This window comes from Oscillibacter sp., from assembly GCF_028693505.1.
Taxonomy (GTDB): domain Bacteria; phylum Bacillota; class Clostridia; order Oscillospirales; family Oscillospiraceae; genus Oscillibacter.
Map to the genome: position 1 here is coordinate 23,882 of NZ_JAQUVF010000008.1, position 26,520 is coordinate 50,401.

Annotated in this window: 34 protein-coding genes and 1 tRNA gene; 7 read left to right on the forward strand and 28 right to left on the reverse strand. The window is 59.8% G+C overall.

Translation table 11 applies throughout. The annotated features are described in order from the left end of the window. Positions 1-197 precede the first annotated feature (197 nt). A complete protein-coding gene (locus tag PHI30_RS03770; protein WP_300024099.1) occupies positions 198-710 on the forward strand; it encodes a M48 family metallopeptidase in 513 nt (170 codons plus the stop codon). Between the two features lie 12 nt (positions 711-722). Continuing rightward, positions 723-1,427: an IMP cyclohydrolase gene (locus PHI30_RS03775; protein ID WP_300024102.1), complete on the forward strand. Its 705-nt coding sequence runs from the start codon at positions 723-725 to the stop codon at positions 1,425-1,427. A gap of 46 nt (positions 1,428-1,473) precedes the next feature. Here the strand turns inward: PHI30_RS03775 and PHI30_RS03780 are convergent, their stop codons facing one another. The 4 genes from PHI30_RS03780 to glpK form a co-directional block, all read right to left on the reverse strand. After that, the gene (locus PHI30_RS03780; protein WP_300024105.1) at positions 1,474-1,845 is read right to left on the reverse strand and encodes a hypothetical protein; all 372 of its coding nucleotides are present in this window, start codon (positions 1,843-1,845) and stop codon (positions 1,474-1,476) included. Positions 1,846-1,918: 73 nt separating this feature from the next. After that, positions 1,919-3,028 carry an SLC13 family permease gene (locus PHI30_RS03785; RefSeq protein WP_300024108.1) on the reverse strand — a complete coding sequence of 370 codons (1,110 nt, stop codon included), beginning with the start codon at positions 3,026-3,028 and terminating at the stop codon, positions 1,919-1,921. Between the two features lie 153 nt (positions 3,029-3,181). Then, complete coding sequence (locus tag PHI30_RS03790; RefSeq protein WP_300024111.1) at positions 3,182-3,562, reverse strand: zinc ribbon domain-containing protein; 381 nt, start codon at positions 3,560-3,562, stop codon at positions 3,182-3,184. A 124-nt stretch (positions 3,563-3,686) separates the two neighbouring features. Next, on the reverse strand, positions 3,687-5,198 hold the full coding sequence (gene glpK, locus PHI30_RS03795; RefSeq protein ID WP_300024114.1) for a glycerol kinase GlpK: 1,512 nt from the start codon (positions 5,196-5,198) through the stop codon (positions 3,687-3,689). A gap of 75 nt (positions 5,199-5,273) precedes the next feature. On the opposite strand from glpK, the gene PHI30_RS03800 reads away from it, so the two are divergent. After that, the gene (locus PHI30_RS03800; protein WP_300024117.1) at positions 5,274-6,230 is read left to right on the forward strand and encodes an alpha/beta hydrolase; all 957 of its coding nucleotides are present in this window, start codon (positions 5,274-5,276) and stop codon (positions 6,228-6,230) included. Beyond that, positions 6,227-6,970 (forward strand): hypothetical protein, encoded by a 744-nt coding sequence (locus PHI30_RS03805; protein ID WP_300024120.1) that lies wholly within the window; start codon positions 6,227-6,229, stop codon positions 6,968-6,970. Before PHI30_RS03800 ends, PHI30_RS03805 begins: the two co-directional genes overlap by 4 nt. Before the next feature lie 243 nt (positions 6,971-7,213). Here the strand turns inward: PHI30_RS03805 and PHI30_RS03810 are convergent, their stop codons facing one another. From PHI30_RS03810 to PHI30_RS03855, 10 genes are all read right to left on the reverse strand, one after another. Beyond that, a complete protein-coding gene (locus PHI30_RS03810; RefSeq protein WP_300024123.1) occupies positions 7,214-7,759 on the reverse strand; it encodes a putative ABC transporter permease in 546 nt (181 codons plus the stop codon). A 178-nt stretch (positions 7,760-7,937) separates the two neighbouring features. Further along, a complete protein-coding gene (gene pgsA, locus PHI30_RS03815; RefSeq protein WP_300024126.1) occupies positions 7,938-8,459 on the reverse strand; it encodes a CDP-diacylglycerol--glycerol-3-phosphate 3-phosphatidyltransferase in 522 nt (173 codons plus the stop codon). 13 nt (positions 8,460-8,472) lie between these two features. Then, positions 8,473-9,795, reverse strand: coding sequence for a 30S ribosomal protein S12 methylthiotransferase RimO (gene rimO / locus PHI30_RS03820; RefSeq protein WP_300024129.1), 1,323 nt, complete (start codon positions 9,793-9,795; stop codon positions 8,473-8,475). A gap of 151 nt (positions 9,796-9,946) precedes the next feature. Further along, a complete protein-coding gene (locus PHI30_RS03825) occupies positions 9,947-10,567 on the reverse strand; it encodes a regulatory protein RecX (RefSeq protein ID WP_300024132.1) in 621 nt (206 codons plus the stop codon). Beyond that, the gene (gene recA / locus PHI30_RS03830) at positions 10,557-11,663 is read right to left on the reverse strand and encodes a recombinase RecA (protein WP_300024135.1); all 1,107 of its coding nucleotides are present in this window, start codon (positions 11,661-11,663) and stop codon (positions 10,557-10,559) included. Before recA ends, PHI30_RS03825 begins: the two co-directional genes overlap by 11 nt. 26 nt (positions 11,664-11,689) lie before the next feature. Further along, positions 11,690-12,556, reverse strand: a complete 867-nt coding sequence (gene prmC / locus PHI30_RS03835) for a peptide chain release factor N(5)-glutamine methyltransferase (protein ID WP_300024137.1) — start codon at positions 12,554-12,556, stop codon at positions 11,690-11,692. A gap of 58 nt (positions 12,557-12,614) precedes the next feature. Next, entirely contained in the window at positions 12,615-13,586 is a 972-nt protein-coding gene (locus PHI30_RS03840) for a DUF1385 domain-containing protein (protein ID WP_300024139.1), read from the reverse strand. 66 nt (positions 13,587-13,652) lie between these two features. After that, positions 13,653-15,101: a sensor histidine kinase gene (locus PHI30_RS03845; RefSeq protein ID WP_367186328.1), complete on the reverse strand. Its 1,449-nt coding sequence runs from the start codon at positions 15,099-15,101 to the stop codon at positions 13,653-13,655. A 43-nt stretch (positions 15,102-15,144) separates the two neighbouring features. Next, on the reverse strand, positions 15,145-15,831 hold the full coding sequence (locus PHI30_RS03850) for a response regulator transcription factor (protein WP_300024142.1): 687 nt from the start codon (positions 15,829-15,831) through the stop codon (positions 15,145-15,147). A gap of 15 nt (positions 15,832-15,846) precedes the next feature. Continuing rightward, positions 15,847-17,211, reverse strand: coding sequence for a VCBS repeat-containing protein (locus PHI30_RS03855; protein ID WP_300024145.1), 1,365 nt, complete (start codon positions 17,209-17,211; stop codon positions 15,847-15,849). 178 nt (positions 17,212-17,389) lie between these two features. Between PHI30_RS03855 and PHI30_RS03860 the strand changes: the two genes are divergently transcribed. From PHI30_RS03860 to PHI30_RS03870, 3 genes are all read left to right on the forward strand, one after another. Next, positions 17,390-17,475, forward strand: a tRNA-Leu gene (locus tag PHI30_RS03860). 225 nt (positions 17,476-17,700) lie between these two features. Continuing rightward, a complete protein-coding gene (locus PHI30_RS03865) occupies positions 17,701-18,225 on the forward strand; it encodes a GNAT family N-acetyltransferase (protein WP_300024148.1) in 525 nt (174 codons plus the stop codon). A 180-nt stretch (positions 18,226-18,405) separates the two neighbouring features. After that, positions 18,406-18,879, forward strand: coding sequence for a hypothetical protein (locus PHI30_RS03870; protein WP_300024150.1), 474 nt, complete (start codon positions 18,406-18,408; stop codon positions 18,877-18,879). Positions 18,880-18,982: 103 nt separating this feature from the next. Here the strand turns inward: PHI30_RS03870 and PHI30_RS03875 are convergent, their stop codons facing one another. From PHI30_RS03875 to PHI30_RS03940, 14 genes are all read right to left on the reverse strand, one after another. Beyond that, positions 18,983-19,639 (reverse strand): Crp/Fnr family transcriptional regulator, encoded by a 657-nt coding sequence (locus tag PHI30_RS03875; RefSeq protein ID WP_300024153.1) that lies wholly within the window; start codon positions 19,637-19,639, stop codon positions 18,983-18,985. A gap of 81 nt (positions 19,640-19,720) precedes the next feature. Next, complete coding sequence (locus PHI30_RS03880) at positions 19,721-20,419, reverse strand: CHAP domain-containing protein (protein ID WP_300024158.1); 699 nt, start codon at positions 20,417-20,419, stop codon at positions 19,721-19,723. After that, positions 20,397-20,657 (reverse strand): hypothetical protein, encoded by a 261-nt coding sequence (locus PHI30_RS03885; protein ID WP_300024161.1) that lies wholly within the window; start codon positions 20,655-20,657, stop codon positions 20,397-20,399. The genes PHI30_RS03880 and PHI30_RS03885 overlap by 23 nt, the downstream gene beginning before the upstream one ends. 11 nt (positions 20,658-20,668) lie before the next feature. After that, a complete protein-coding gene (locus PHI30_RS03890) occupies positions 20,669-20,956 on the reverse strand; it encodes a hypothetical protein (protein WP_300024164.1) in 288 nt (95 codons plus the stop codon). A gap of 4 nt (positions 20,957-20,960) precedes the next feature. Next, positions 20,961-21,257: a hypothetical protein gene (locus tag PHI30_RS03895; protein WP_300024166.1), complete on the reverse strand. Its 297-nt coding sequence runs from the start codon at positions 21,255-21,257 to the stop codon at positions 20,961-20,963. A gap of 4 nt (positions 21,258-21,261) precedes the next feature. Next, entirely contained in the window at positions 21,262-21,834 is a 573-nt protein-coding gene (locus PHI30_RS03900) for a hypothetical protein (protein WP_300024168.1), read from the reverse strand. A gap of 3 nt (positions 21,835-21,837) precedes the next feature. Next, positions 21,838-22,896, reverse strand: a complete 1,059-nt coding sequence (locus PHI30_RS03905; RefSeq protein ID WP_300024171.1) for a baseplate J/gp47 family protein — start codon at positions 22,894-22,896, stop codon at positions 21,838-21,840. A 13-nt stretch (positions 22,897-22,909) separates the two neighbouring features. After that, positions 22,910-23,263: a hypothetical protein gene (locus PHI30_RS03910; protein ID WP_300024173.1), complete on the reverse strand. Its 354-nt coding sequence runs from the start codon at positions 23,261-23,263 to the stop codon at positions 22,910-22,912. Between the two features lie 3 nt (positions 23,264-23,266). Then, a complete protein-coding gene (locus tag PHI30_RS03915; RefSeq protein ID WP_300024175.1) occupies positions 23,267-23,677 on the reverse strand; it encodes a hypothetical protein in 411 nt (136 codons plus the stop codon). A gap of 3 nt (positions 23,678-23,680) precedes the next feature. Then, positions 23,681-24,622 (reverse strand): hypothetical protein, encoded by a 942-nt coding sequence (locus tag PHI30_RS03920; RefSeq protein WP_300024177.1) that lies wholly within the window; start codon positions 24,620-24,622, stop codon positions 23,681-23,683. Continuing rightward, the gene (locus tag PHI30_RS03925) at positions 24,619-25,140 is read right to left on the reverse strand and encodes a LysM peptidoglycan-binding domain-containing protein (RefSeq protein ID WP_300024179.1); all 522 of its coding nucleotides are present in this window, start codon (positions 25,138-25,140) and stop codon (positions 24,619-24,621) included. The genes PHI30_RS03920 and PHI30_RS03925 overlap by 4 nt, the downstream gene beginning before the upstream one ends. Before the next feature lie 79 nt (positions 25,141-25,219). Further along, complete coding sequence (locus tag PHI30_RS03930; RefSeq protein ID WP_300024181.1) at positions 25,220-25,819, reverse strand: hypothetical protein; 600 nt, start codon at positions 25,817-25,819, stop codon at positions 25,220-25,222. 2 nt (positions 25,820-25,821) lie between these two features. Beyond that, the gene (locus PHI30_RS03935) at positions 25,822-26,127 is read right to left on the reverse strand and encodes a hypothetical protein (protein WP_300024183.1); all 306 of its coding nucleotides are present in this window, start codon (positions 26,125-26,127) and stop codon (positions 25,822-25,824) included. After that, a complete protein-coding gene (locus tag PHI30_RS03940) occupies positions 26,124-26,513 on the reverse strand; it encodes a hypothetical protein (RefSeq protein ID WP_300024184.1) in 390 nt (129 codons plus the stop codon). Before PHI30_RS03940 ends, PHI30_RS03935 begins: the two co-directional genes overlap by 4 nt. Positions 26,514-26,520: the final 7 nt, after the last annotated feature.

Consider the following 26,520-nt stretch of genomic DNA (forward strand, 5'->3'; position numbering starts at 1 on the left):
CATTCCTTTACATCTATTCTATCTCTTATGGTAGATCGCTTTCGCGGTTTTCACTGAGTTCTTATTGTATCCACTTCCGCGAAAAATGTCAACCGTCACTGTGGCATAGCGGCTTGCAGCGCCGCGCTTTCCTATGGTATTACCTTTTTCGCCATTTTCTCTTGTCTTTTTTTTAGCACCGTGCTATCCTTGATTTCATGGAAACTTTTGAACTGATCCGCTCCCGCCGAAAAACGCTGGCGCTGGAGATCACCCGGGACTGCCGGGTGGTGGTGCGGGCGCCCCTGACGGCGTCCAAGACCTGTATCGACGATTTTGTCTCAAGCCACCGTGCATGGCTTCTCCGCCATTTGGAGCGCCAGCGCCGGCGGTCCGCCGAAGCGCCGCCCCCCACGGAGGCGGAAATTGCAGGCCTGAAGGCAAGGGCGCGGGCCGTCCTGCCGGAAAAGGTGGCAAAGTGGAGCCGGGAGATGGGACTCACCCCCACCGGGGTAAAAATCACCTCCGCCCGGAAGCGGTACGGCAGCTGCAGCGGGAAAAACGGACTGTGCTTTTCCTGCTTTCTGATGAATTCCCCCGACGAGGCCATCGATCTTGTGGTGGTCCACGAGCTTTGCCACATCCGGGAAAAAAATCACGGTCCCGGATTTTATGCGCTGCTGGGACGCTATCTCCCCGATTATAAAGAGCGAAAAAAACTTTTAAAATAAGGAGCCACCGATATGAACAAGCTGGATCTCACCCAACTGCTGCAAAGCAACCCCTACCCCGGCCGGGGCATCGTTTTGGGCCGCAGCGCCGACGGGAAGCACGCCGTAGCCGCCTATTTCATCATGGGGCGGAGCGAAAACTCCCGGAACCGGGTCTTTACCGCCACGGAGGACGGCATTCGCACCGAGGCCCATGACCCCTCCAAAATGACGGACCCCAGTCTCATTATCTACCACCCCGTCCGTAAGGTCGGCGATGATTTGATCGTCACAAACGGCGACCAGACGGACACCGTGCGGGACGCGCTGGCGGCGGGCGGCACCTTCGCGCAGGCCCTTCACACCCGGGAATTTGAGCCGGACGGCCCCAACTACACGCCTCGCATTTCAGGTCTTTTGCACGCAGACGGCGCTTTCGAGCTGTCCATTTTGAAATCGGCGGACGGCGACCCCAGCTGCTGCCACCGCTATTTCTACACCTACGACCACCCGCTGCGGGGCGAGGGCCGCTTCATCCACACGTATCTTGGCGACGGGACGCCCCTCCCCTCCTTCGAGGGCGAGCCGGAGCGGGTGCAGCTGGACGCGCCAAACGCGGCAGCACTGGCAGAGCAGATGTGGTCCGCCCTCCATCCGGACAACAAGGTCTCCCTGTTCGTCCGCTATTTCTCTCTGGCGGACGGCTCTTATGAGGACGTCATCAAGAACAAATTCTGATCAGCCGCAAAAACGCCGCCGGAAATTTCCGGCGGCGTTTGTTTCTTTATTCCCGTGGGGTAGTATCCCGCTCCAGCGGCAGCTCCGGCCGGGCAGCGCGGATGGCGTCTAAAATCACGTCCGCCTCGGTCTGCTTTTCAAAGAGGAAATCCTGATAGAATTCCCCGTCGTAAAACATCCGCAGCCGCACCATGGGCAGCTGCTTTCCGCAGCAGCCGGTGACCGTGATGGCCGTATTCTTCGTCCACGCCTTGGAAAGCGCCCCATAGGGCAGGTAGCGCTGGCCGGGAAAGGCCGGGAAGTAGACGGCCTCGCCCCCCGCGCGATACTGGCCCACCCGGCGGGCCGTGCGGAAATCCGTCGCAGCGTTTTGCAGAGAGCAGGTTTGAGACTGTGATTTCATTTCAAACAGCGGCATATTCGTCGCCTCCCTTTCCGTTTTTTCTATCATAACAATCCGACGTTAAATGGAAAGCGGCAAATGCAACTTTTTAAAATTTTTCTGCGGCAAGCAACAGGATCGCAAGCCCCGCCAGATTCGCCAGCGTAAACCACAGCAGGTAGCGGACCGGGCGGGCCTCCGGCGTGCGAAAATACAGCTTCATGGAAATGAGGCTGGCCAGCGAGGCAATGGGCGTGCCCAGCCCCCCGATATTGACGCCCTCTAGCAGCGCGCACCAATCGTCCGTAAAGCCGGAGAGCAGCACCGCCGCAGGCACGTTGCTGATGACCTGACTGGTGAGCACCGCTGTCAAAAGTGTACTCCGCTCCAAAAGGCCCTGCAAAAAGGTCCGCACCGCCGCCACTCTGCCTAAGTTTCCCGATACAATAAAAAAGCAGACAAACGTTGCAAGCAGTCCGTAATCCAGACCCCGCAGCAGTTTTGGCTCCATCAGCGCAACGGCGACAAGGACCAGCGCCGTCAAAGCCCAAAAGGGCAGGACGCGAAACACCGTCAAAAGGCACAGCGCGAAGAGGACGCCGTATCCCACCAGCTTTTTGGGGGACCGGATGGCCTGCTCCTCCAGCTGCGGCGCGTGAAGTGCCCGGGGCAGCGCTGGCAGGGCGGCCACCGTCAGGCACACCAAACTGATCCCCGTCAGCGGCAGCATGGCGGAAAAAAACGCGCCGGGGGAAAGACGGTACGCCCCATAGAGGAACAGGTTCTGTGGATTGCCCACCGGCGTCGCCATACTGCCCAGATTGGCGGCCAGCGTTTGAAGCACCACCAGCCACACCGCGCAGCGTCGGCACCCAAGCTCCTCCAGCACCAGCAGCGTAAATGGGACGAAGGTCAAAAGGGCCACGTCGTTTGTCACCAGCATGGAGGCGAAAAACGGCAGCAACACCAGCGCCACGCCCAGCGCCGTGCCGTTGCCGCCCCGGCGCAGCAGCCGTACCGCCAGCCATTCAAACGCTCCGCAGGACTGGAACCCGGCCACCACCGCCATCAAGCATGCCAGCAGACACAAAACCCGCAGGTCGATATAGTCGAAATACGAGCTGTCAGGCGTCACCAGCAGCATCGTCGCCGCCGCGCAGAGGGCCGCAATGCACAAAACCCTCTCCCGTTTTATAAACGCACACACATGCTCTGCCACGAAAATTCCCCCAGATTTCTTTTTATTCGCAGGTCAGGATAGCACAAAGCGGTCAAAATTACAAGGTTCATTTCCGGCACGCCCCAGAGTGAAACCGGACCGGCACGCAAAAAAAGCCGATCCTTTCGGATCGGCTTTCCGGATATCACAGGATCACTCTCCCATGGGAGCGCCGCACTGGGGGCAAAACTTGCTGTCAGACTCCGCGCCGCAGATGGGGCACTTCTTCTGGGCAGGCGCCGCTTCCTCCGCAAAGGGCTCTTCCTCTTTCGAGGGCTTGCCCGCTTCCAGCTCGGCGATTCTCGCCTTGGAAGCCGTCACGGCGTCCACCAGCTCCCGGACCGCGTCGGGGATTTCGCCCTCGTACTCACTGACAAACCACTCGCCGATGGTGCGGTAATTCTTGTCCATTTCTCTCTGCTCACCGGCAATTGCAACATTGATCTTTGCCACCTCGGCGACGTCCTTCGCCTTATCGGCTGCGACGGCGGCGACATCCTTTGCCTTCTTGGTCAATTCATCAAAAAAAGCCATATGCGTAACCCCTTTCATCTGCGGCCATTCAGCCTCTTTCAGTTCCATTCTCTTCCAGTTTTCACCGGACTTTGGCATCAGTATACCCCATTTTCATGATGAACGCAATAAAATTCCCGTTTGTTTACACTTCGTTTTCAATCCAGTTTCTGGACCGCTCCACCGCTCTTTGCCACTGGCGGTAGTCCGCGGCGCAGGCAGCTTCCTCCCGCTGGGGGCAAAACACGTGCTGGCTGCGGCGCAGCCCCTCCAGCTCCTCCAGGCTTCCCCACACCCCGGCAGCCAGTCCCGCCAGCGCCGCCGCGCCAAAGGCGGTCGTCTCTACCTGCGCAGGGCGGTCCACGCAAAGGCGCAGCAGGTCCGCCTGCGTCTGCATCAAAATATCGCTGACGGATGCGCCGCCGTCCACCCGCAGGGTGGTTAAGGGGCAGGGTGCATCCTCATTCATGGCGCGCACCAGATCCGTCACCTGAAACGCGATGGCATCCAGCACCGCCCGGGCAATGTGAGCCTTGGTGGTGCCCCGGGTAAGCCCCACCAGCGTTCCCCGTGCATACATGTCCCAATACGGAGCGCCAAGGCCCGTGAAGGCCGGCACGATGTAGACCCCGCCGGAGGAGCGGACGCTCTCCGCCAACCGGTCGCACTCCGGCGCGGATTCAATGAGTCCCAGCTCGTCCCGCAGCCACTGGATGGTGCTGCCCGCATTGAACACGCTGCCCTCCAGTGCGTAGGTGGTTTCTCCCCCCACGGACCAGCCCACGGAGGTGACCAGCCCCGCCCGGGAACGGACGGGCTGACGGCCCACATTCATCAAGGTGAAGCAGCCGGTGCCGTAGGTGTTTTTCGCCTGACCCGGCGCAAAGCACGCCTGTCCGAACAGCGCCGCAGGCTGGTCGCCCGCGCTGCCGCAGATGGGAAGGCCCGCCAAGGCCTCCAGCCCCGGAATGTTTTCCGCCACGCAGCCGTAGACGCGGCTGTTGGCGCAAGGCTCCGGCAGCAGCGACATGGGAATCCCCAGCGCCGCGCACAGCTCCGCATCCCAGCGCAGGGTGTGGATATTGAAAAGCATCGTCCGGGAGGCGTTGGAGTAGTCCGTCACGTGGGCGCGGCCGCCGGTGAGCTTCCAGATGAGCCAGCTGTCCACCGTGCCCGCGCACAGCTCGCCCCGCTCCGCCCGCTGCCGGACGCCGGGCACATGGTCCAAAAGCCACTTGATCTTCGTCCCGGAAAAATAAGCGTCGATCAGAAGTCCGGTCTTTTCCGTCACCGTCTCCGTCAGACCGTCCGCGCTCAGGCGGTCACAGATGGCGGCGGTGCGGCGGCACTGCCAGACGATGGCGTTGTACACCGGCGCTCCGGTGATCCGGTCCCAGAGGATGGTGGTCTCTCGCTGATTGGTGATGCCAAGCGCCGCGATTTGCTTGGGGTCGATATGGGCGCCGTCCACCACCTCTGATAGCGCCCGCTTTTCCGTGGCCCAGATCTCCATGGGATCGTGCTCTACCCAGCCCGGCTGGGGATAGATCTGGCGAAAGGGGTGCTGCGACCGGGCCACGATCTCTCCCTTTTCATTGAACAAAATGGCGCGGGACGTCGTGGTCCCCTGATCCAAGGCAACAACATAGGCGTTCATATCCAACCTCCACTGGAAATTTTCCGAGGAATCTGCTATGATAGTTTAATATATCACAGGGAGGCGGGATTTTCCATGGTACGCAGTGAATTTTCTTTTCCCTCCGCCGATGGCAAAACCGCCATCCACGCGGTAGAGTGGGTTCCGGAGGGAGACGTGCGGGCCGTTTTGCAGATCTCCCACGGTGTTTCCGAGTACATCCTCCGCTACGAGCCTCTGGCGGACTATCTGACAAGCCGGGGCATTGCGGTTGTCGGGCACGATCACTTGGGCCACGGCAGTTCCGTATGTCCCGGCGCTCCCCGGCTGTACTTTGGGCCAAAGGGCAGCTGGGATTGGGTGGCGCAGGACCTCTATACCCGCCGAAATCTTGCCGGAGAGCGGTTTCCCGGCAGGCCCTTCTTTCTGCTGGGCCATTCCATGGGCTCCTTTCTGGCCCGGACCTACCTCATCCGCTATCCCGGCACGGTGGACGGCGCGATTCTGATGGGCACCGGTCAGATGTCCCCCGCCCTTCTTGCCGGCGGCAGAGTCATCGCCGCCGCCCAGGCGCGAAAGCTCGGTGGGGAGCAGGTCAGCTCCGTGGTGGAGCGGCTGGCTTTCGGCGCCTATAACAAGCGCTTTGCGCCCAATCGCACCGCGTTTGACTGGCTCTCCCGCAATTGCGAAAATGTAGACCGGTATCTCGCGGACCCTCTCTGCGGGGAAGCGCCCACCATCGGGCTTTTTCAGGAGATGCTGCGGGGCCTTTCCCAGATCGCAAGGCCGGGGAATCTTCGCAAAATGAATTTGGACATGCCCATTCTCTTCCTCTCCGGCGCCATGGACCCGGTGGGCGATTGCGGCGCTCTCGTCCATCGCGCGTACCGCAGCTTTCAGCGCGCAGGCGTCCGGGAGGTTCACTGCAAGCTCTACCCCGGTCTGCGGCATGAAATTTTGCAGGAGGACTGCCGGGAAACCGTCTATGACGACATCTTTCAATGGCTGGATCAGCATTGTTTAGAAAAGAGAAGGAGCCCTGTTTCTACATGAAAAGTACCAATCGAACCAGCTGGTTTTATCTTTGTTCTCTGGGGGCGCGCACTGCCGCGTTTTTGTTCCTTCTGGTCTATGCGCTGGCCGCCCCGGCGCGGTTTTCCGCCGATCTTGCCGCCGCTCCCCTCTCCCCCACCCCCTTGCTCGTTTTATGGCTGGCCCTGATGGGGTCCATGGTTTTTCGCCTGTTCCCCTCCCGCATGGAAAGTCTGGGCTGTCAAAAGGAATTCGCCCGCTGCTTTCTCTCCACCGGCCACACGCCGGGCAAGGCAGAAATTTGGCCAGCGGACCGGGGCGCTCTCCGCGTCCTCGCTCTTTGGGCGGCAGTCAACGCACTCTTTTTCCTGCTTTATTGGCGCGGATGGGTGGACGGGCGGTTTTTAGTCCTTCTCACGGGGTTTTACGGGGTATGCGACATCGTCTGCATTCTCTTTTTCTGCCCCTTCCAGGTGTGGCTGATGGGCAATCGCTGCTGTACCACCTGCCGCATCTATAATTGGGACTACCTGATGCTCTGCACGCCTTTGCTGGCACTTCCGGGCTTTTACGCCCGCTCCGCCTGCCTTTTGGCTGCGGTCATCTTTTTTCGCTGGGAGCTTTCCTACCGCCTTCACCCGGAGCGGTTTTTTGAATCCGGCAACGCTTCCCTGCAATGCAGCGCCTGTCAGGAGCACCTGTGTCGCTACAAGCGGGCCCTTTCCACCCTGCCAAAGTCTCACTGCAAAAAAGCGCGTTGACGCAAAAAAAGCCTCCGGCTTACGCCGGAGGCTTCGCTTGTCGAAAAGGTCTCACAGAGTTTGCCGCCGGGGCGGCAAAAAATTAAATCCGTTTTCGGACGCGGCTTGTACGTGGGCGAAAACACTTTACGCGAAGCGAGCGTCGAATTGTCCGCTGAAAGCGGGCATATGAGGCGCGGAGCGCAGCGAAGCCATTTGTGGAAAAAGCCAATAGGCTTTTTCCACAGTCTCAAGCCCTCCGGCTTACGCCGGAGGCTTTTTCCATTGCCAAAGGGGATACCGTACCGACTCCGCTTCCCCGGTTTGGTACAGGACCCGGGCGGAAAGCAGCGCGTCCGCAGTAAAGAGCAGCAGCATCGCGTAGGTGAGAGCCGCCGGGATCGCGTCCAGCAGCGGCACCATCCACCGTTGCAGCGGCGGCAGCCCCACTGCCAGCAGCAGTCCCCAAATCACAGAAAAGGGGACGCACACCCGGCCCTGCAAATTTCCCCACACGCCGCTGTAATCCCAGAACTGGACGCCCAACAGCCGCTCATACAGCAGGTGAACGGCGTATTCCACCGCGGTGGCCGCCAATCCGCCCCACAGAGCCAGCCCCCAGAAGGTATCCGTCGCAGAAGGGGGCAGCGCCAGCACTGCCAGCGCGCCCAGCCCGTACACCGGGCAAAGCGGCAGCAGCAAAAAGCAGCGCCGCCTGCGTCGCGTTGACCGCGTCGCCACCGCGAAGCCCTTTTCCAGCAGGAAACCAAGGAAGCTATACGTCCAAAAAAGCCAAAGCCAACGTGCCATCCATCTCCCTCCCGCCACAGTGTGTCCCGGAGGGATGGGAAATACTCTTTGGACGCCAATGCCTTTTTCAGGAAACGATTCGACCAGTGCCGACAGCTTCCATCAAGAGACGCCCCTTGCCGCTTATTTTCCCGTTTTGCGAAAAGCCATGCAGAGCGGGGCGACGCAGGCGACCCCGTCAGGCGGATTGGATGACGTCCCGATTCTTTAGAAAATACTCCACGCCCGAATAGAGCGTTGTCAGCGTGATGACCCAGACGCAAAGGGTGTTGAGCAGTGCGGGGATCGGCAAAAACATCAGCACGACGCACACCATGGTCGCGGCGGTCTTGACCTTGCCGGACCAGCCGGCGGCAATGACGCGCCCCTTGTCGGCTGCGATCATTCGAAGGCCGCTGACGGCAAACTCCCGGCACACCACGATCAGCAGCGCCCAAGCCGGCATCTGACCCACTTCCACAAACCACAGCATAGCCGCCGTCACCAGCATCTTATCCGCCAGCGGATCGGCAAACTTGCCAAAGTCTGTCACCAGATTGTATTTCCGGGCGATTTTTCCGTCCAGCAAATCCGTCAGGCTTGCCACGATGAAAATTTCCAGTGCCACATAGCTTGCCCCGGGAAAGTTCCAATAGAGCACACCCATAAATACAGGAATCAATATAATGCGCAAAAGTGTCAATTTATTAGGCAGGTTCATGGTTTTTCTCCCTTCAGACACGCTCGCCGGTCAGCTCGCCGTCCATGGCGCCGGTAAAGCGGACATGGACGAAGGTCCCAGGCGCCACCGTCTCGTCGGCGGTAAAATAGATGCGGCCGTCGATCTCCGGCGACTCGGCATAGCTGCGGCCGAAGAACATTTGGGACTGGCCGTCAAAGCCCTCGCAAAGGACCTCTCGGACGCTGCCGAGAAGCGCGTCGTTATAATCGTCGATGATGTCGGACTGCACGTCCACCACCAGCTCCGCCCGGCGCTGCGCCTCTTCCGTATCCACATGGTCCATCTGCGCGGCCCGGGTCCCCTCTTCGGGGGAGAAGGGGAACACCCCCGCCCGCTCGATCCTCTGTTCCCGCAAAAAGACGCACAACTCCTCAAACGCCGCCTCGTCCTCGCAGGGAAGGCCGGTGATGATGCTGGTGCGCAGCACCAGACCAGGGATCGCCGCCCGGAGCCGGGCAAACAGGTCCGTCAGCTCCGCCTTGGTATCCCGGCGGTTCATGGCGGACAGAATTTGGTCGTTGCAGTGCTGGATGGGGATATCCAGATAGGGCAGAATCTTCGGCTCCGCCGCGATGGTCTCGATCAAATCGTCGGTAATCTCGTCGGGGTAGAGATAATGGAGCCGAATCCAGTGGAAGTCCAGCTTGCAAAGCTGGCGCAGCAATTCCGGCAGCTGGTGCTCCCCGTTCAGGTCCGTGCCGTAACGGGTGATGTCCTGCGCGATGACCAGCAGCTCCTTCACCCCGGCCGACGCCAGCTCCGCCGCCTCGTCCAAAAGCTCCGCCATGGGGCGGCTGCGGTACTTGCCCCGCAGGGACGGAATGACGCAATAGGCGCAGTGGTTGTCGCAGCCCTCGGCAATGCGCAGATAGGCGTACCACGGCGGCGTGGAGAGAATCCGCTCGCCGCTTTGGTTGGCGGTATGGATATTGCCGATATGGCAGGGACGCAGGCCCTTTTCCATCACCTCGGCAATCGCGCCGGCGATTTCGCCGTAGCTGCCGGTGCCCAGAATTCCGTCTACCTCCGGCAGCTCTTCCAAAACGTCGCCCTGATAGCGCTGGGCCATACAGCCGGTGACCAGAATTTTTTTGACTTTCCCGGCTTTTTTCAGCTCGGCCATTTCCAGAATGTTCTCAACGGCCTCCTCGCAGGCGGAGGCCAAAAAGCCGCAGGTGTTGACCACCACCACGTCGGCTCCCTCCGCCTCGCCGCAGACCGCGTGGCCTGCCGCCTGCACAGACGCCATCATCTGCTCGCAGTTGACCTGATTTTTCGCACACCCCAGAGAGATGAACGCAACATTGTAACTCAAATTGATTTCCTCCGGTTTATTTCAGTGGGATTGCTCCCGTCAGGCAGGATGCATCCCCAGTTGGACCGTCCGCCCAGACGGAAGCCGCCAGCGGCTTTTTTCCGTCCAGCGGCCCTTGGCGGGCGGCAGACGGCGCAGCTTGGGCAAAGGCTCAGTCCTCCTGTGTCTCCATACCAACCCGGCCAAGGCCCGCTTTCACGTCCGGCCAGGCAAAGCCCCGGCGCAGCAATGCGTCCGCAAGGCGTTTTTTCTCCCGCTCGTCAGGGAGACCGCCCCGCAGCTTGCCCGCCAAAAAGGCATCGATGGCCTCCGCCGGGTCCCCCAGCGCGGAGAGGGCATCCTCCCACAGCTCCCGGGGCACGCCCTTTTCCCGCAGCTTTTCCCGCACACGGGCAGGTCCGTAGCCCTGCCGGGCGCAGTGCTGGGCCAGCAGGTGCGCATAATCGCCATCATCGATGGCGCCGATAGCCTCCAGCCACTCGGCGGCGTAGCGGGCCTCCGCCTCACCGGCGCCCTTTTCCCGCAGCTTGCGTTCCAGATCCCGGCGGGACATGGCGCGCTTGCCGATCAGGTCCGCGGCTGTGGCCTTCACATTGGAGATGCCGCCGGCCTCCTTCAATCGGGAGAGGGCCGTCTCATCCAGCTCGTCCCCGCTCCGCAGTCCGAAATCCAGCAGCTCCTGCTCCGTAATTTTCAGGCAGGCGCCGTCCTCCAAAAAAACGAGAACGCGGCCCTTTTTGTGCTTGGACGCCTCGATGCGGTCAATTCGCATCGTCGAAATCGTCCGCGCTTACATCCACGGCGCGCCCCGCCGCCTTGGCGGCAATCCGGGACTGGTTGCTCATGAGCTTATCGAAATTCTTGCGGATATCCGCCTCCAGCTGGGTGGCGATTTCCGGATTCTCCTTCAAATACTTCTTCGCGGCGTCCCGGCCCTGCCCGATGCGGGTCTCGCCCATGGAGAACCAGGAGCCGGACTTTTGCACCAGATCCAGCTTGACGCCCAGATCCACCAGCTCGCCCTCCCGGGTGATGCCCTCGCCGTACATGATGTCAAACTCCGCCTCCCGGAAGGGGGGGGCCACCTTATTCTTGACCACCTTGGCGCGAGTCCGGTTGCCGATGATCTCGGAGCCGTTTTTCAGCGCCTCGATCCGGCGCACGTCGATGCGCACGGAGGAATAGAATTTCAGCGCACGGCCGCCGGTGGTGACCTCCGGATTGCCGTACATCACGCCCACCTTTTCCCGCAGCTGATTGATAAAGATGACGATGGTATTGGTCTTGCCGATGGCGCCGGTGAGCTTGCGCAGCGCCTGACTCATGAGCCGTGCCTGCAATCCCACGTAGCTGTCGCCCATCTCGCCCTCGATCTCGGCCCGGGGCACCAGCGCCGCAACGGAGTCCACCACGATGACGTCGATGGCGCCGGAGCGCACCAGCGCCTCGGTGATCTCCAGTGCCTGCTCGCCGGTATCCGGCTGGGAGATCAGCATCTCCTCCACCTTCACCCCCAAAGCCCGGGCATAGGAGGGGTCCAGCGCGTGCTCGGCGTCCACAAAGGCCACCTCGCCGCCCTTTTTCTGGGCCTGGGCCACCACATGCAGGGCAAGCGTTGTCTTACCGGAGGATTCCGGCCCGTAAATCTCCACGATCCGCCCCTTGGGCAGCCCGCCGATCCCAAGCGCCACATCCAGCGCCAGAGAGCCGGTGGGAATAAAATCCACATCCAGATTGGTCCGGTCGCCAAATCGCATGATGGAGCCCTTGCCGTACATCTTCTCGATTTGGGCCATCGCGGAATCGATGGCCTGCTTTTTGTCGCTTGCCGGCGCTGCCGAGGGCAGCGGCGCTTTCTCTTTTGCCATAATTCTCTCCTCCTAAACGGTTGCCTTTAAATTTCCTTGCACAACGTGCCGAACACCACCCGGGGAATCCCGTGCAGGTCCTTCACCACCTGAATATCGCCAAAGCCCTGTGCGCGCATGATGCGCAGCACGCTGTCCGCCTGACCGATGCCGACTTCAAAATACAGCCGTCCGCCCACTGCCAGCGCGTCCTTCCACTTTTCGGAAATGCTGCGGTAAAAATCCAGTCCGTCGTCGCCGCCGTCCAGCGCCAGATGGGGTTCATAGTCCCGCACCGACGCGTCCAGTCCCTCGATATCCGCTCCGGGGATATAGGGCGGATTGCTGACAATGCACCGAAACTCGCCCAGCGCCTTATCCGCCCGCTCCCGGGCGTCCGTCTGCATGGGCACCACCCGGCTAGAAAGGCCGTTGCGGCGAATGTTTTGCCGGCAGATCTTCAGCGCCGCGTCGGACCACTCCCCCAGCACCACCCGGGCCTGGGGCGCCTGCGCCGCCACGGCAAGACCGATGCAGCCGCTGCCGGCGCACAGGTCCAGCACTCGGCAATCGCCCAGCGTTTTGATATAGCCGATGGCCTGCTCCGCCAGAACCTCTGTGTCCGGCCGGGGGATCAGTACGTCCCGGGAAATGTCCAGCGGCAAGCCGTAAAATTCCCACTCCCCGATGAGGTAAGCCACCGGCTCCCCCGCAAGGTGACGCTCCACCAGACTCCGCACGCGGCTCTCCACCTCGGGTGAGGCATACAGTCCGCCGCTGCGGCTCAATTCCTCCCGGCTTTTTCCGGTTCCAAAGCACACCAGTTCCCGGGCCTCCAGCGTGGCGGCGTCCATGCCGGAGCGCCGCAGCTGCTGACGAATATCCAAATATAGATTGTTATATGTGATAGCCATGATACGCTCCGTTACGGTTAATTGGCGGATTTCTCCGCTGACAGGGACCGCCGCGGCCTTACCACGCGTCCTTCCCCTTTTCACTGGGCAGCACCAGCTCCAAAGACCGGATGGCGACCTCGATCATGCTGTCGTCCGGCTCGTTGGTGGTGAAGTTCTGCATCCACAGCCCCGGGGCCGTCAGTGCCTTTGCCAAGGCGCTCTCCTGCACGTGGCGGCCAACCCAGCGGTTGAACTCATAGGTGATGCCCACCACCAGCGGCAGCAGCAGCAGATGCACCGCCGTCCGCAGCCAGACGTTGGTGATGGGCCAGATGCCGAACACCACGCTGGAGAGCAGGATCGACACAAAAATCACCACAAATAAAAAGCTTGTCCCGCACCGGGGATGGTGGCGGGGCTGCACCCGGACATTTTCCACCGTCAGCGGCAAGCCCGCCTCGTAGCAAAAGATGGTCTTATGCTCCGCGCCGTGATACTGAAAAACCCGAAAAATATCCTTCTGTCTGGAGCAAGCCACCAGGTAGAGCATGAAGATCACGATTTTAAACAGACCTTCCACCAGATTCCGCCCCCACAGCGGGAAATCCGGAAAAAAGTGCAGCAGTCCGCCGGTGAGAAACGTGGGCAGCACCATGAACAAAAAGACGCTCATGCCAACGCCCAGCACCACGGCCAGCGCCACGACGGCGCTTTCCACCTTCTTGCTGCTCAGGTGCTTTTCCATCCACTGCTCCAGCTTGGAGGGCTGGACGCTCTCCTCCTCCGGATAAAAGTCCGCGGAGTACATCAGCGCCTTCACGCCGTTGACCATGGAGTCCAAAAAATTGACCGTGCCGCGAATCAGCGGCACCCCGAGGATGGGGTAGCGGTCCCGGACCAGCTTCAGCGCCTCCACCTTTTCCACCAGCTTGCCCTCCTGATCCCGGACCACGATGGCCTGCTTTTCCGGTCCGCGCATCAGGATGCCTTCGATAAGCGCCTGTCCGCCAATGCTGGTGCGAAAGGCACAGGAGTTCTTTTCTGCCATGAGCTTTCCTTTCTATTGACCCATTCTATCAGATTCTTTTCCAGAAATCAAACATTAGTTCTACTTTTAATCTTTTTCCGGCAGGCGGATGGTGATGACGGCGCCGCCGCCCTCCGCGTTGCCGATGGTAAACGTTCCGCCGTGGAGCGCGATGATCTCATCGCAGACCGCAAGGCCGATGCCGCTGCCCCGGGCCTTGGAGGAACCCTTGTAAAATTTTTGCTTCACGTAGGGAAGCTCCGCCTCTGGAATGCCGGGGCCGTAGTCCCGGACGCGGACCACCTGCTGCCCGCCTTCCTCGCAGATGGAGCTGGAGATATGCTTGCCGGAGCCGCCGTGCTTTGCCGCGTTGTCCAGCACATTGCAAAAAACCTGCTTGAGCCGTTCCGGATCGCCGGAGATGGGCGGCAGTTCGGCGTCGCCGGACTCGTAGTCCAGCTCGATCCCCTCCTGCCGGAACAGCTCCCGGTAGGTAAAGATGGCATCCTCAAATTCCGCCTGCAAATCCACCTGCTCCACGCGGAGCGTAAAGCGGCCGTCCTCCATTTTTGAAAATTCCAGCAGCTCCTCCACCATGGTGGAAAGACGGCGGGATTCGTTTAAAATGATGCGGATGCCCCGCCGCAGCTGCATGGGGTCTCCCGTGGGGTCCTCCAAAATCGTCTCGCCCCAGCCGTTGATGGCGGTGAGCGGCGTGCGCAGCTCGTGGGAAACGGAGGAGATAAACTCGCCCTTCATCTTCTCGTTTTGTCCGATTTTCAAGGACATGTCGTTGATATTATCCACCAGCTCGCCCAGCTCGTCCGTATATTTTTTCTCGATCTGGAAGCCATAGCCGCCTGCGGAAATCCGCTTGGCCGCCTCCGTCACCACGGCCACCGGCTCCACCACGTTGTTGATGAACAGCAGATTGGAGATCACAACCAGCGCCAGCGACAGCGCGGCCACCAGACAAATCGCCAGCAGCGCCAGCATTACCTGCCGGTTCACCGCCCGCAGGGAGGTGACCAGCCGCATGACGCCCACCACCTTGCCGTTGGAGGTCAGGGGATGGGAGACCGCCAGAATGTTCTCTCCCGTTTCGGCGTCCCGCCCGCGGTACACCGCCGTCTGATTTTTGGCGATGGCCTGGGTGATGTCGTCCGTGCCGGGCGCGGTGCCCGCCAGCAGATTGGAGGTCGAGGAGATCTGGATGCGGCCGCTGCTGCTGATAAACTGCATTTCCACGTGATCCTTGTCCTCAAAATCACTGGTGGACTGCATGGCCTTTTGATAGTAGTTGGTATAGCCGTTATCCATGAAGTAGTCGTTGAATGCGCCGGCCTGCGCCTGCGCCTGCTTTTCCAGTCCGTCCAGCATAGACCGGTAGTAATAGCTGGAAACGCCGGTGGAAAATAGTGCCACCAGCAAAATCAGCAAAACCATCACCGGCGTCACGGTATTAAAAATCCACCGCTGCCGCAGGCCCCGCAGCCGAAGGGTTTTCCATTTTAAATTTTTCTCTTCCTCCGCCACAGGTCCTCACCGCCCTCTCCGGTACGCACCGGCAATCACTATTTTAAAAGCCCCATTTATACCCAAAGCCCCAGACCGTCGTGATGTACATGGGGTTTTGCACGTTGTCCTCGATCTTCAGCCGCAGACGCCGGATGTTCACATCCACGATCTTCAGCTCCCCAAAGTAATCCCGGCCCCAGACCATATCCAGAATTTCCTCTCTGGAGAGGGCCTTTCCGGGATTCTCCATAAACACCTTCATGATGGAATACTCCACCTGCGTCAGCTTGATGCGCTGTCCGTTCTTTTCCAGCGTCCGGTTTCGCGTATTCAGCAAAAACGGGTCCTGCTGGATTTCGCCCGTTTGGGGCGCCTCCTCCCCGCCGGAGCGGCGAAAGAGCGCGTCTACCCGCGCGGTCAGCTCTGCCGGAGAAAAGGGCTTTGTCACATAGTCATCGGCTCCGGTCATGAGGCCCGTCACCTTGTCCATTTCCTGAGAGCGGGCCGTCAGCATGATGATCCCGATCTTCATGTTGGTGGCCCGAATCCGGCGGCAGACCTCAAACCCGTCGATTCCGGGCAGCATGATGTCCAAAAGCGCCACCTTGGTGTTGGGATTCTCCTTCAGGCGCTCCAGCGCCTCTTCGCCGGTTTCCGCTTCAATGACGTCATACCCCGCCCGGCGCAGATTGATGACGATAAAACTGCGAATACTGGATTCGTCTTCCAAAACCAATACTTTCTTCATGGATTGCATCCTTTCTCAGTTGTCGCCTTCCGTCCATTCCCCGGTAATCAGACTGAACGCGGCCCTTACCTCGTCCTCCGTCATGCCGTACTCCCAGGTCTCATTGGCCTCCAGCAATTCCGCCACATAGATGGTTTCCGCCTTCCGGACAAGGTTGAAGCGATTCCCGCGCACCGCCCGGTTTTCCCGGCTGGTCCCCGTGATGGCAACGATCCGTAAAAACGGCTCAGACGCCTGTCCGCGCCCGTTTCGAATATAGAAGGTGACGGCGGCCTCGTCCGGCACCACACTGCGGCTCACCAAAATCTGGTCAAACCACTTTTCCGGCAGCTGGAAGTACCACCCGTCCTCCGTATCATGGTAGGTGCTCATCACTGTTTCGGCCTTGCCGTCGATCGTATAGCAGCTCCAATCGATCCGCTGGTAAAAATCGGTACTGTTTTCCCACGCGGGCAAAAACGCAGGCTTGGGTACTTCCGTCAGCCCGTCCCCATTGATGTCCGTGGGGTACAGGGACCGGAACACCGCCGTCTCCGTGGAGACGCCCGTGGCGGCGGAAAGCACGACATTGGTCAGCTCCCCATTGCGAATGGCCAGAATATCCGTGACGGTTCGCGCGGACTCCACCACACCGGTGATGAACAGCGCAGGTTCCCCGCCGCACAGCGTTCCCCGGGTCACCCGGCCCTGCTGGCTCAGCTCCGCCATCGTCATGGAAATTCGGACGGAGTAGCGGACCTTCAGCGCGCCGCTGTTCCAGCTGTAATAATCGGCGGCGCCTTCCCCGTCCGGCACGGACCGCAGGACCACCAGCTCCTGTAATTGATTTTCGTCCAGATCCAGCACGCCGTATTTCACGTAATCCGTGCGAACCAGCTCCAGCGGTCCGTTGGGGCGCAGCGCATAGACCGTCAGCGCCTGGAGCTCCGTGCTGGCCCGCCAGCCCACGATGAGCTCCGTCTGGCCGTCTGCGTCCAGATCGTTGTACGCGATGCTGTAAATAGCCGTTCCGCTTCCCTCGATCACCGCCGTCTGCTCATACGTCTCTCCGGCGGCGGTAAACACATAGATTTTCAGCGGTTTTTCATCCGACGTATTCCGAAAAAAGGCCAGAGCCTCCTCCCGTCCGTCTCCGTTCAAATCCCGCAGCTGCACGGGCTGAATATTGGTTCCCGCCACCGGCGCAGCGTATTCCGCGCCGTCTTTCAAGATTTCATTGATTCGGTTGTTCAGCTCCGTATACTTCGCCGGGAGCTTTGGAAGGCTGTATAACTCCTGGGGATTGAACGTCAAATTGATATCGGAGCTGCAGCCGCTTGCCAGTATCACCGTCAGCACCAGCGCACCCGTCAGCGCCAAAAGGCGAAAAAAATGCCGCATCGGCTTTCACTCCCTTCCAAAAATGCATACTTTAATTGATATATGATAACACGTTCTTCAAACTTTGTGTAGCCTTTCTTCTGATTTTTCCCGCATTTTACGTTCCATTCATTTTTTCAAAGGAAGTAAATTTCCTCTTGAAATTTTCTTTTTCTTCCTGTATAATGAAAAAAGTTTCGCCGGTGTGATGGAATGGTAGACGTAGCGGATTCAAAATCCGCCGGTGGCGACACCGTGTGGGTTCGAGTCCCACCACCGGTACCAACTCTGAAATTCCCTGTTTGGCACGAATCCCCGCCTGCGGGCGAGGCTTCTTAGCCCGACAGGGAATTTCTTCGCTTTCGCGGTGAACCCGTTTCACTGGGCTTCGCCGCGAGGGAACGGGAATGCTGGGCTTCGGTTTGGGGTGGACGGGGCGTTTCTTCGCTTTCACGGCAAAGGGCCGAAACGAAAATTTACGGGCTGTAAAACCAGCCGGAGGTACTGCAAATGGATATTCGGAACGCAACGGCGGCGGATTTGCCCGCCATTGAAGCCATATTTTCAGCGATTCACACTGCGGAAGAAAGCGGTCTTGTCACCATCGGATGGAAGCGCGGCATCTATCCCACCGCCGCAACTGCGGAGCTTGCGTTGAACCGGGGCGACCTGTTTGTGCAGGAGGATGACGGAAAGATCGTTGGAACCGGGATCATCAACCAACAGCAGGTGGATGTCTACCGCGGGGCGAACTGGCGCTATGCCGCGTCCGACCAGGAAGTCATGGTGCTCCATACCCTGGTGATTTCCCCCGGGGCGGCAAGAAAAGGCTATGGTCGAAGCTTTGTGGCATTTTATGAAAACTATGCCAAATCCCACGGGTGCAACTATCTCAGAATCGACACAAATGAAAAAAACGCCAACGCGCGCGCTTTGTACAGCAAGCTCGGTTATGCGGAGGCGGGCATCGTTCCATGCGTCTTTAACGGGCTTGACGGCATTCATTTGGTTCTTCTGGAGAAGCGGCTATCCTAAAAAAGCCCCGAAACGTGTTCTTTTTGTCGATGCCCGGAGTCTGGTCGGCGGCGTCATTTATTGTTGCGCATTGTTTGCGCAAATTTATATTGCTTTTTACGCAACGTATGATATACTGATTGCAGAAGAGGCGACGCCCCAGTGATCTAAATCTAAGAACACATCGGGAGGTAAACGATCATGAGCTATCCCAAAACAGGCAACGAGGTATTTGTCAGCTTTTCTCTTTCCAATACGATGTTTTCGGGAATTGGCAAAGGGACCATTACCAGAGAGGAAGTTTCCGCCGATTATTTGAAAAGTCTGTTTGAAAAATACGGCGTGATTGTCTCGGCAAAACCCGAGCAACGCAAACTGCTGGAAAATGTCAACTCCATATACGATTTGAAGCTGGATATTCCGGAAAATCTGAAGATCATTCAGCTGTCGGAAAAGAACCGCCGTCTTGTGGTCATTTCCGTGCAGGGACTCCGGCGGATCAACGGGTCCCTTCTGCCCCAGTACTCGGAAGAGGAGTTTCAGGAGGCCACATTCAGCTTTGTCAAATATTATATTCAAAGCCGTCACTATGATGAATTGACCACAGAAAACGCAAAGCTGAAAAAGGAGTTGGACGCCGAGATCTCTTGGCGGACCAGAGTATCCGATATTTGATCGGGCCTGCGTCGGCACGCCCTTGTTTCTGTACATAAAAAGAAGGCGCACATTCTTCGGAATGTGCGCCTTCTTTTTATGTACTTGAATACTTTCGCGCTGTTCACCCGGCCAGTTTCCGCAGCCCCGCCCGATCCTTCAGCTCGATGGCTCCGCGACTCAAGCGCACCATGCCCTCCGACTGAAAGTAGCGGAGCATTCTTGTAACGACTTCCCGCGCCGTCCCCATATGGGCTGCAATTTTATCATGGGTGATTTGCAGGGTGTCGCTGCCATCCAGCGTACTCTCCTCCAGCAGAAACGATGCCAGCCTCTTGTCAAAGCTCTTCCACATGATTTGCTCAATCAGCCACATGACCTCGGAAAACCGCGCCGCCATAAGTTCATTGGTGTAGTTGGCCACCGCGAGGGACTGGTCCATCAGGCGCTTATAGACCTCCGCCGGAATGACCCAGAGCTCGGAATCCTTTTCCGCTTCAATTGTGATCTCAAATTGCAGGCTGTTCATGATGCAGGAGGCGGAAAACAGGCACAGGTCCCGCTCAAAAAGGCGGTAAATGGTGACCTCTTTTCCCTCCTCCGAGAGAATGAATGCCCGCAGCTGCCCGGAGCAAATCACAAAAAGCCCGACACAGTCCGCGGAGCCGTTATGCAAAAGCGTTCCCTTTTTCGCCGTACGCTTTGTTGCCGATGCGCGCAGCAAAGCTCTCTCCGCTTCGCTCAATTGATCCCATGCCGGGAAATAGGCTTCCAGTCCCATTGGCACCACCCCTTCGTGGCGCTATTCTATAATACTTCGCAGCCCATGTCAATTCAGGGAAAAGGGTTTGGCTTTCTACTTTCACCGTTTTATTTTTTCCATCATCCGGTAAAGGAACAGCAAAACCTGCTCCCGGGTGCAGAAGCTGCGATACTGTTTCCGTCCCGACCGGTCTCCCAGAATGATCTCCTGCTCTTCCGCCCAGGACCGGGCGCTGCGGCCCTCCTCCGTGTCGATGCTCGGTTCCAATTCCGCCCGGCTTTCCAGCCAGGCATCGGCCAAGCCGTTGAACGTTGTCTGGTCCATTTCATCCTCCTCATAATTGGGCCGGAAGGCCCCCAGCGCAGTGCCCAGCCGTCGAACGCGCTGTTGGACCTGCCCGCCGTTGGCGTCATTTCCGGCCCCGGTATTTCCCTCAATGGTGACCAGTGCGTCCGCCCGTACCTCCAGGACGATTCCCACGTGTTCCGGTCCGCCCTGCCCGCTGAATCGGAAAAACACCAAGTCGCCCGCCCGATACTCCGTCACATACTGCCGGTGCTGTTTTGCATACGCCATCAGCGCCCCGCAGGACGCCGTGCGTCCGCCGCCGTAAAACAGTTCCGGGGCCTCGGCGCTTTGGAAAAGCCACCACAAAAACACGCAGCACCACGGATACGCCGCCCCCGAAACCTTTCGGCCATAATAGGCCGTGTTGTATTTTACGCAATTGCTTCCGGCGGGCGCCTCTTTGACTGATAGCTCTTTGCGCGCCAGCTCAAGAATTTTCGTCGCCGTCATGTCCGGTCACCGTCTCTGCGGCCTCTTGCACCTGCTTGGCAGCCGTGCCGATTGCCGCGGCGTCAATGTTGCCCTCCGTCAGAATGTAAACCACCACGGACGCAACCGACGTCACGGCGCCCGCCAACGTGTGCAGCTCTCCGCTGTCTACGCCGAACGCCATCGCGACCCCCGCGAACAGACCGCCCAGCGCCAGCCACAGCTTTCGGCTTTTTAATTTTCTAAGAATTTCCGTCATTTTTTCTCCTCTCAGCAATCCACCCGGGGCTGTGTGGTCTGGATCGCCGTTTCATACGTGATGCCGCCCCGGGTATTTTCCGCTTTGGACTTGTTGATTACAAACGGCAGTACAACGCTCACCTTCACCTGCTCCAGCGCGATCAGCGCCGAAAGATACGGAAGGCTTCCGTCAAAATTCCGTCCAATAGATAAAAAGCACAGGATCAGGCATCCCAGCGTAACCAGAAGATCTTCTATCAGGACCGCCGTCGCCGCCCGATTTGTAAATCCCATTCGTTTTCTTTTTCCAGTCTGCATTCTCTCACGCTCCCGGCATTCCCGCCAAAACCCATGCCAAGAAAGCGCCCGCCGCCGCATACAGCAGTTTGTCGGAAAGGCTCTCCCACCGCCGACCGGGCTTCGCCTCCAGCACGGACACCTTTTCGTTGAGATGATCCAGCGTGGCCCCCATACTTTCCTGTCGGGTTGCCAGCACCTCAACGGCGGTGGCTAGCCGGTTCAGCGCCGTTTGATCCTCTTCCAGCCGGGCCACCCGTCTCTGGATGCCTGCCACTTTCTCCTCAAGTCCCGCAAGGCGGACGCTCTCTCCCTGTTCCATTCAGTTAATCCTCCGCTGGTGGCGCCATTTGGAAGGTATCCCAGGTGTGTCCTGCCGCCTCCACCATCGCCCATGTGTAGCCGCCGCGCTCGCATTCTGTCCATGTCATGTACCGGAAGTAGAACTCCACCTCCAGATGACAGGGCAGGATGTCCAGAATGATGTCCCGAATCTGGTCAAACTCCGCCGGGACGCCGCCCACGTCCGGAAAAATTACCTGGAGATGTCCGGTGTCAATTTCCATGGCCCGGGCGCGGATACCGCAGCCAAGGATGGTGCGGTTGATGTCACTCGGCGTCAGGCTGTCCCCGTCGATCTGTAACAGCGCCGCGATTGCAGCCCGCCGGTCCTCTGCGGTTGCAGCGGCGCTCCTGCGGGCAAAAAGGTTTTCTCTGCGCCGCAGTCCTTCTTCCTCCGCCGTGGCCGTCAGCGCTTCTTTTTCCGCCGTTTCCAGCTGGTCGCCGATTGCATCCAGCCCCGCGCCCAGCGCGCAAATCTCCGCTCCGCTGATGCTGTTTTCCGTAAAAGCATACACGCCAAGGGGTTCCAGCAGCCGGCGCAGGTATTCTTCATACATGCTTTACTCCTCCAGTTCTGTCACCGTCAGCGTCCCTATGACCGGCAGCACCGTGTCGCTGGCCGCCAAATCAGCGGCAGGCTGCGAAATGCGGTAATTTTCCACGCCCTTTAGCGCGTACAGTCGGCTGCCCAGCTCGGCCAGGCGAACCGGCATTCCCAAAAGGCGTCCGTTAAAGAAGCCGAGGATTGCCTGCTCCGCAGCCGCCTTCACGGTGGCAAATTCCGTGTTTTTTTCTGCCGCCAGCGCCACTTCCACATTCACCGCGCTGGTCGTCGGTGCCTTCACCTGTACATTCACGGCAATCTCCCGTTTTTGGGACAGTGCCGCCGTCACCTCTGCCAGCAGTTCCTCCCCCGGCAGTCCGCTTTCCGTTGTAATATACACATCCACGGTGCCGATTCCTCTGGCCCGGCCCACCGCTCTGGCTGCGGCAACGCCGGTGTGGGCCATGGCGGTGGTTTCGTACCACGCGGCATTGGCGCCGTTTGGCAGTCTCAGATAGCTTTCCAGAATACGCCTTCGCAGCGATTCATCGTCCTCTTCATTGCTGCCGCCGGTAAAGGCCGCCGGATTGGTGCAGCCCGTCACAGCCATCGGACAGGCCGTCAGGATCGAGACCGCTCCGGCAATCGCATTGCCGCCGCTGCCGCCCTCCAGCGCCTCGGCGGATGCATCCGCATAGAGCGCTCCCGAGGCAATGACAGCCTCCTGGGTCGTTTGAAAGCGGCCCTCGTCCGCGCTCATGCATACCGTCCCTGCGGGAATGTGCAGTGCCTCCGTCGGCGCGACCTTGACCGAAAAGCGCAGTGCGCCGACCGCCTGCACGGCCGGCATTCTGGTAATTCCCCGCATGGCTGCGTGGCGGTCCAGATAGACGCCCTCCGCCGTCTGGGGAAAGCTCTGGTCCAGCACCCAGTCCGCCTGTACCCCCAGCGCCTGGATCTGTGCCGCGGCGGCCCAAAGCCGCACCGCCAGATCGCAGCCGTCGTCGGGGTCAAATCCGGCCCGCTCCGCGAAAGCGTCCTTTAATTCCTGATAAATCTCCTCAATGCTTTTCACCTCTGTGCTCCTTTCATACGCGGAGATCCAGCGTAACGTTCAAAATCTCTCCGCCATAAGCCAGCTGTGCTGTGATGACGGCCGTTCCGTCCGATGCAACGCGCAGCTCCACAGTCTGCGTCGTAAGGTCCGCTTCTTCCGCCAAGGCCTCCGCCACATACTGTGCTGCGGCGCTTTGCCGCTGGGAAGGGGGCAGTTGCCCCAAACGCCAAAGGCGGCTTCCAAGGTTCTCTTGAAACGGAAACGCTCTCCTTCTCGCCCGCAGGCGAAACAGCACCCGCTGCAAAAGCTCCTCCCGACCGCCCAGTCGCCGCAGTCCGCCCACGCCGTCGGGCACGTAATCCCCATCTCTCAGTTCCAGTTCCATTTTTTACGGTGTCTCCTCTCCGCCGCAGGTGCAGGGCTGATAGGGCACTCCGTTCACCATGAGGCTTCCGGAAATCTCCACGTCCCCTCTCAGCTCCACCGCGCCATTTTGCCGCAGGTAGACGCTTGTGTCGTTGGGCCCGTGCAGATAGACCTCTCCTGGCAGCATTCCCACCGGAATCGTCTCCTGCCGCATCCCCGCCACGCACTGTTCCTCTCCGCCGGGTCCGCCCTTGATGACCAGTACGGTCGTTCCGTTTTCCGGCATCCAGATGTACCCGCCGGGTCCGTATACCGGCAGTGCTCTCACCTCGCCCCGGGTCACAACGCCCACGCTGTCTCCGCTGATGGTCGTCACGCCCAAATCCGTGTCCGCCGTGGGCGGCGCCGTCCGCATTTTACTGGAAAGCCACATCGTCTACGCCTCCTTTGCTGTCAGCTTCACCGTGGCGCCCTGTTCCGCGGAAAATATATTTTCCGCCTCCGCCACCCGAAACTCGCCCGAAAGTCCCATGTGCGCAAGGTCCAGTGTCAGGCGGTCTCCCGGAGCGGCCAAAACGCTGCCGGGCAGGCAGAGCGTCACCGTTTTCTCCTCCTGCCGGGACTGCTTGATCTGGTACTCGCCGGTGTAGCGCATGGCGTCCCAGGTGCTCTGCCCCGGGGTGTAGATCACCCTGCGGCATTGCCCGCCCTTTTCCAGCATGTCCTGATTTTTCACACTGTAAGAGACGTTGCGTGTCTTGTCGATCACCAGTACCTCTGTCAAAACGCCGTAGTGATCCTCCCGCAGCGTGCAGGAGAGCACCATGTCCCCGTCCTTGACCGTCAGGCGCTTCCCTACCTTCTCCGGCGTCGCCAGCAGTTTTCCGTCGGGACTGAACCGGGGCGTAAAGCCGCCGTAGGTCCGGCAAAAGCCCTCCAGCGCCTTCCATTGGCTGGACCCGGACGCCACCGTGTAGACGGAGCTTGCCCGCAGATTCGCCATTTCCCCGCAGGTGATGCCGTAGGGCGTCACATGGGAACGCACGATCTCCGCCAGTGTGGCGCTTTGATAGGTAAGGGGCCTCGACTCGTTATCCAGCAGCCTTGCCGCGTAACCTCTGCCCACGATGTTTGCCGTCAGCCCATCTGTTCCCAGCTCCACCGTGTACTCGTCCACGATTCCCCGCAGCACGGTTTTTCCGCCCTCAATCGCGGCAAAGCCCGCCGCCAGCTTCAGTACCGGCGCCATATCCGGCTCGTACAAAAACGTCATGGAGAAGCTGTCGCAGGGCACCGTTCCCGTGTGGACCACGTTCCACGCAAGGGGCGCAGGAAAATCGTATACGTGGTGGTCGCTGGTAAAAATTCTTCCCGTCATGGAATCGTCACCCTGTCGCCGGGATAGATCAGATTGGGATTTTTAATGCCCGGGTTGGCGGCGATGAGCTGGGTGAGCGTCACGCCGTACCGCTTTCCGATCCCCCACAGGGTATCTCCCTTCCGCACGATATACACCGTTGCCGCGTGCTGGCTGCCTCCGGCAGCGCTTTGGCCCTGACCGGAAGTCGCGCCCACCCCATCGTCCGTTTCCGTAAGACCGCCCGGCGCACCGCAGTCCTCCCAAAACGTAAAGCTGTAATGCACGTAATCCGGCAGCGGTTTTTCCGTGACCTGCAGCGCCACAAAGTAGGCCTGCTCCGCAGGCCATACCGGATGCACCAGCACCCCCGAGCCGCTCTGGCAGAAAACCGCCGCCAGCTTTTGGAATTCCCGATAGGCGTTCTTTCCCATAAAGGTTCCCTCGCCCTGCAGCACGCGGTAGGTGCTGCCCAAATCCTGTAAAACGCACCGTCCGAAGGGCACCGGGTGCGCCGCCATGCGGCGTCGGTACTCCACTGTGTAAACCTCCGGATTGTGCGGCCAGGTGTAATCTTTAAATCGCATCGGCGTCAAGTGCACGCCGCCTCTCCCCCTTTCAGTATAGGGTAAATCCGCCGTCATACCGGCGCGCGTCCCGCTGGAACAGCCGGGAGAGCGCCTCGGGCGCACGCTCCTGCGCGGGGGATAGCATCGTCAGCTCCGTCACGCTGCGCTCCACCGCTAAGTCCGGTGCAAACGGCGTCGCCACCCTGCCCCTTTCGGCAGAAACGCTTCCGTCTTGCAGCGCGGCACTCCGCCGGGCCGACTGCTTTACGCCGTCGGTCCCGCCGCCAAAAACCGTCTCCGCTCCCCCGCCGCCTTGCAGCCACTCCCGCAGGAAGGACCGCTGCGCCGCAGAGAGGTTCTCAACCATCCCCGCTGCGCGCTCCGTCCATTCCGCATCGCCCAAGTCCGCATACCGCGCCGCCCAGACGGTCGCCATCTGTTTGGACAGCCGCTCCAGCGCCTGTCCGCTCTCCCGGTCTCCGCTCGTCTCCGGAAGGCGCAGTAGTTCCGTCTCCGCCGACTGCACGGTGTTTTTCCTGTGGGAGGCGGCCGTTTGCCGGTCCGCCTCCCTCTCTTTTTCTGGTTTCCCCAGCAGCAGCCTCGCCAGCGCCGCCTGCTGATGCAGCAGCTCTTGTTGGATGTAGTCCACGTTTATCCCCCCCGCAGGGCGTCGAAGCGCGCTTCGTCAAAGGCGGGATTCCACAGCGGCGCGGCGGGCGAATGGTCTCCCGCAAGACGCTCCAGCAGATATTCCATCTGCCTTCCCGTCAGCGTTGTGAGGACCGCCGCCTCGTTTTCAAAAACCGCCTCTCCCTCGAAAAAGCAGCACTCCGCCAGCACTCTGGCGTTGCAGAGCAGCGTCCGCTCCAGTGGGTCCTCCGTCGCCTTTCGGCTCTCCCGCCAAATGGTCAAAAGCCGTCCGGCAGTCAACGGGCGCAGCTCGTCGATCTCTCTCATGCCGTGGTCTCAATCCGCTTGGCGGCGACCACCGTAATTTTTTCCGCCACCATGGCGTTGAGCTGGCCCTCTTCGTGGATCGTGCTCCACTCGCAGCCGCTGTAAATGATCTTGCGGTCCGGCTTGCAGATCACCAAAGAAAAGTTCTTCAAGTCGTAAAAATTGATGCCGTCGGATACCGCATCGTCGGTGGCATAGAGACGGGTCAGCTCCAGCGTGTACTTTCGCTGTCCCTCGATGGTGCCCACCGGCTCGCTCTCGCCAAAGGCCTCCACGCTCTGGGAGGCTTTGCTCGCCTTTGCGGTGTAGCTTTGCACCACCGCCACCTTTTTGCCGTCCAGCTCCAGATAAATGTCGGAGCTGGTGGGAAATCCCTTCACTTCCATGTTTTCT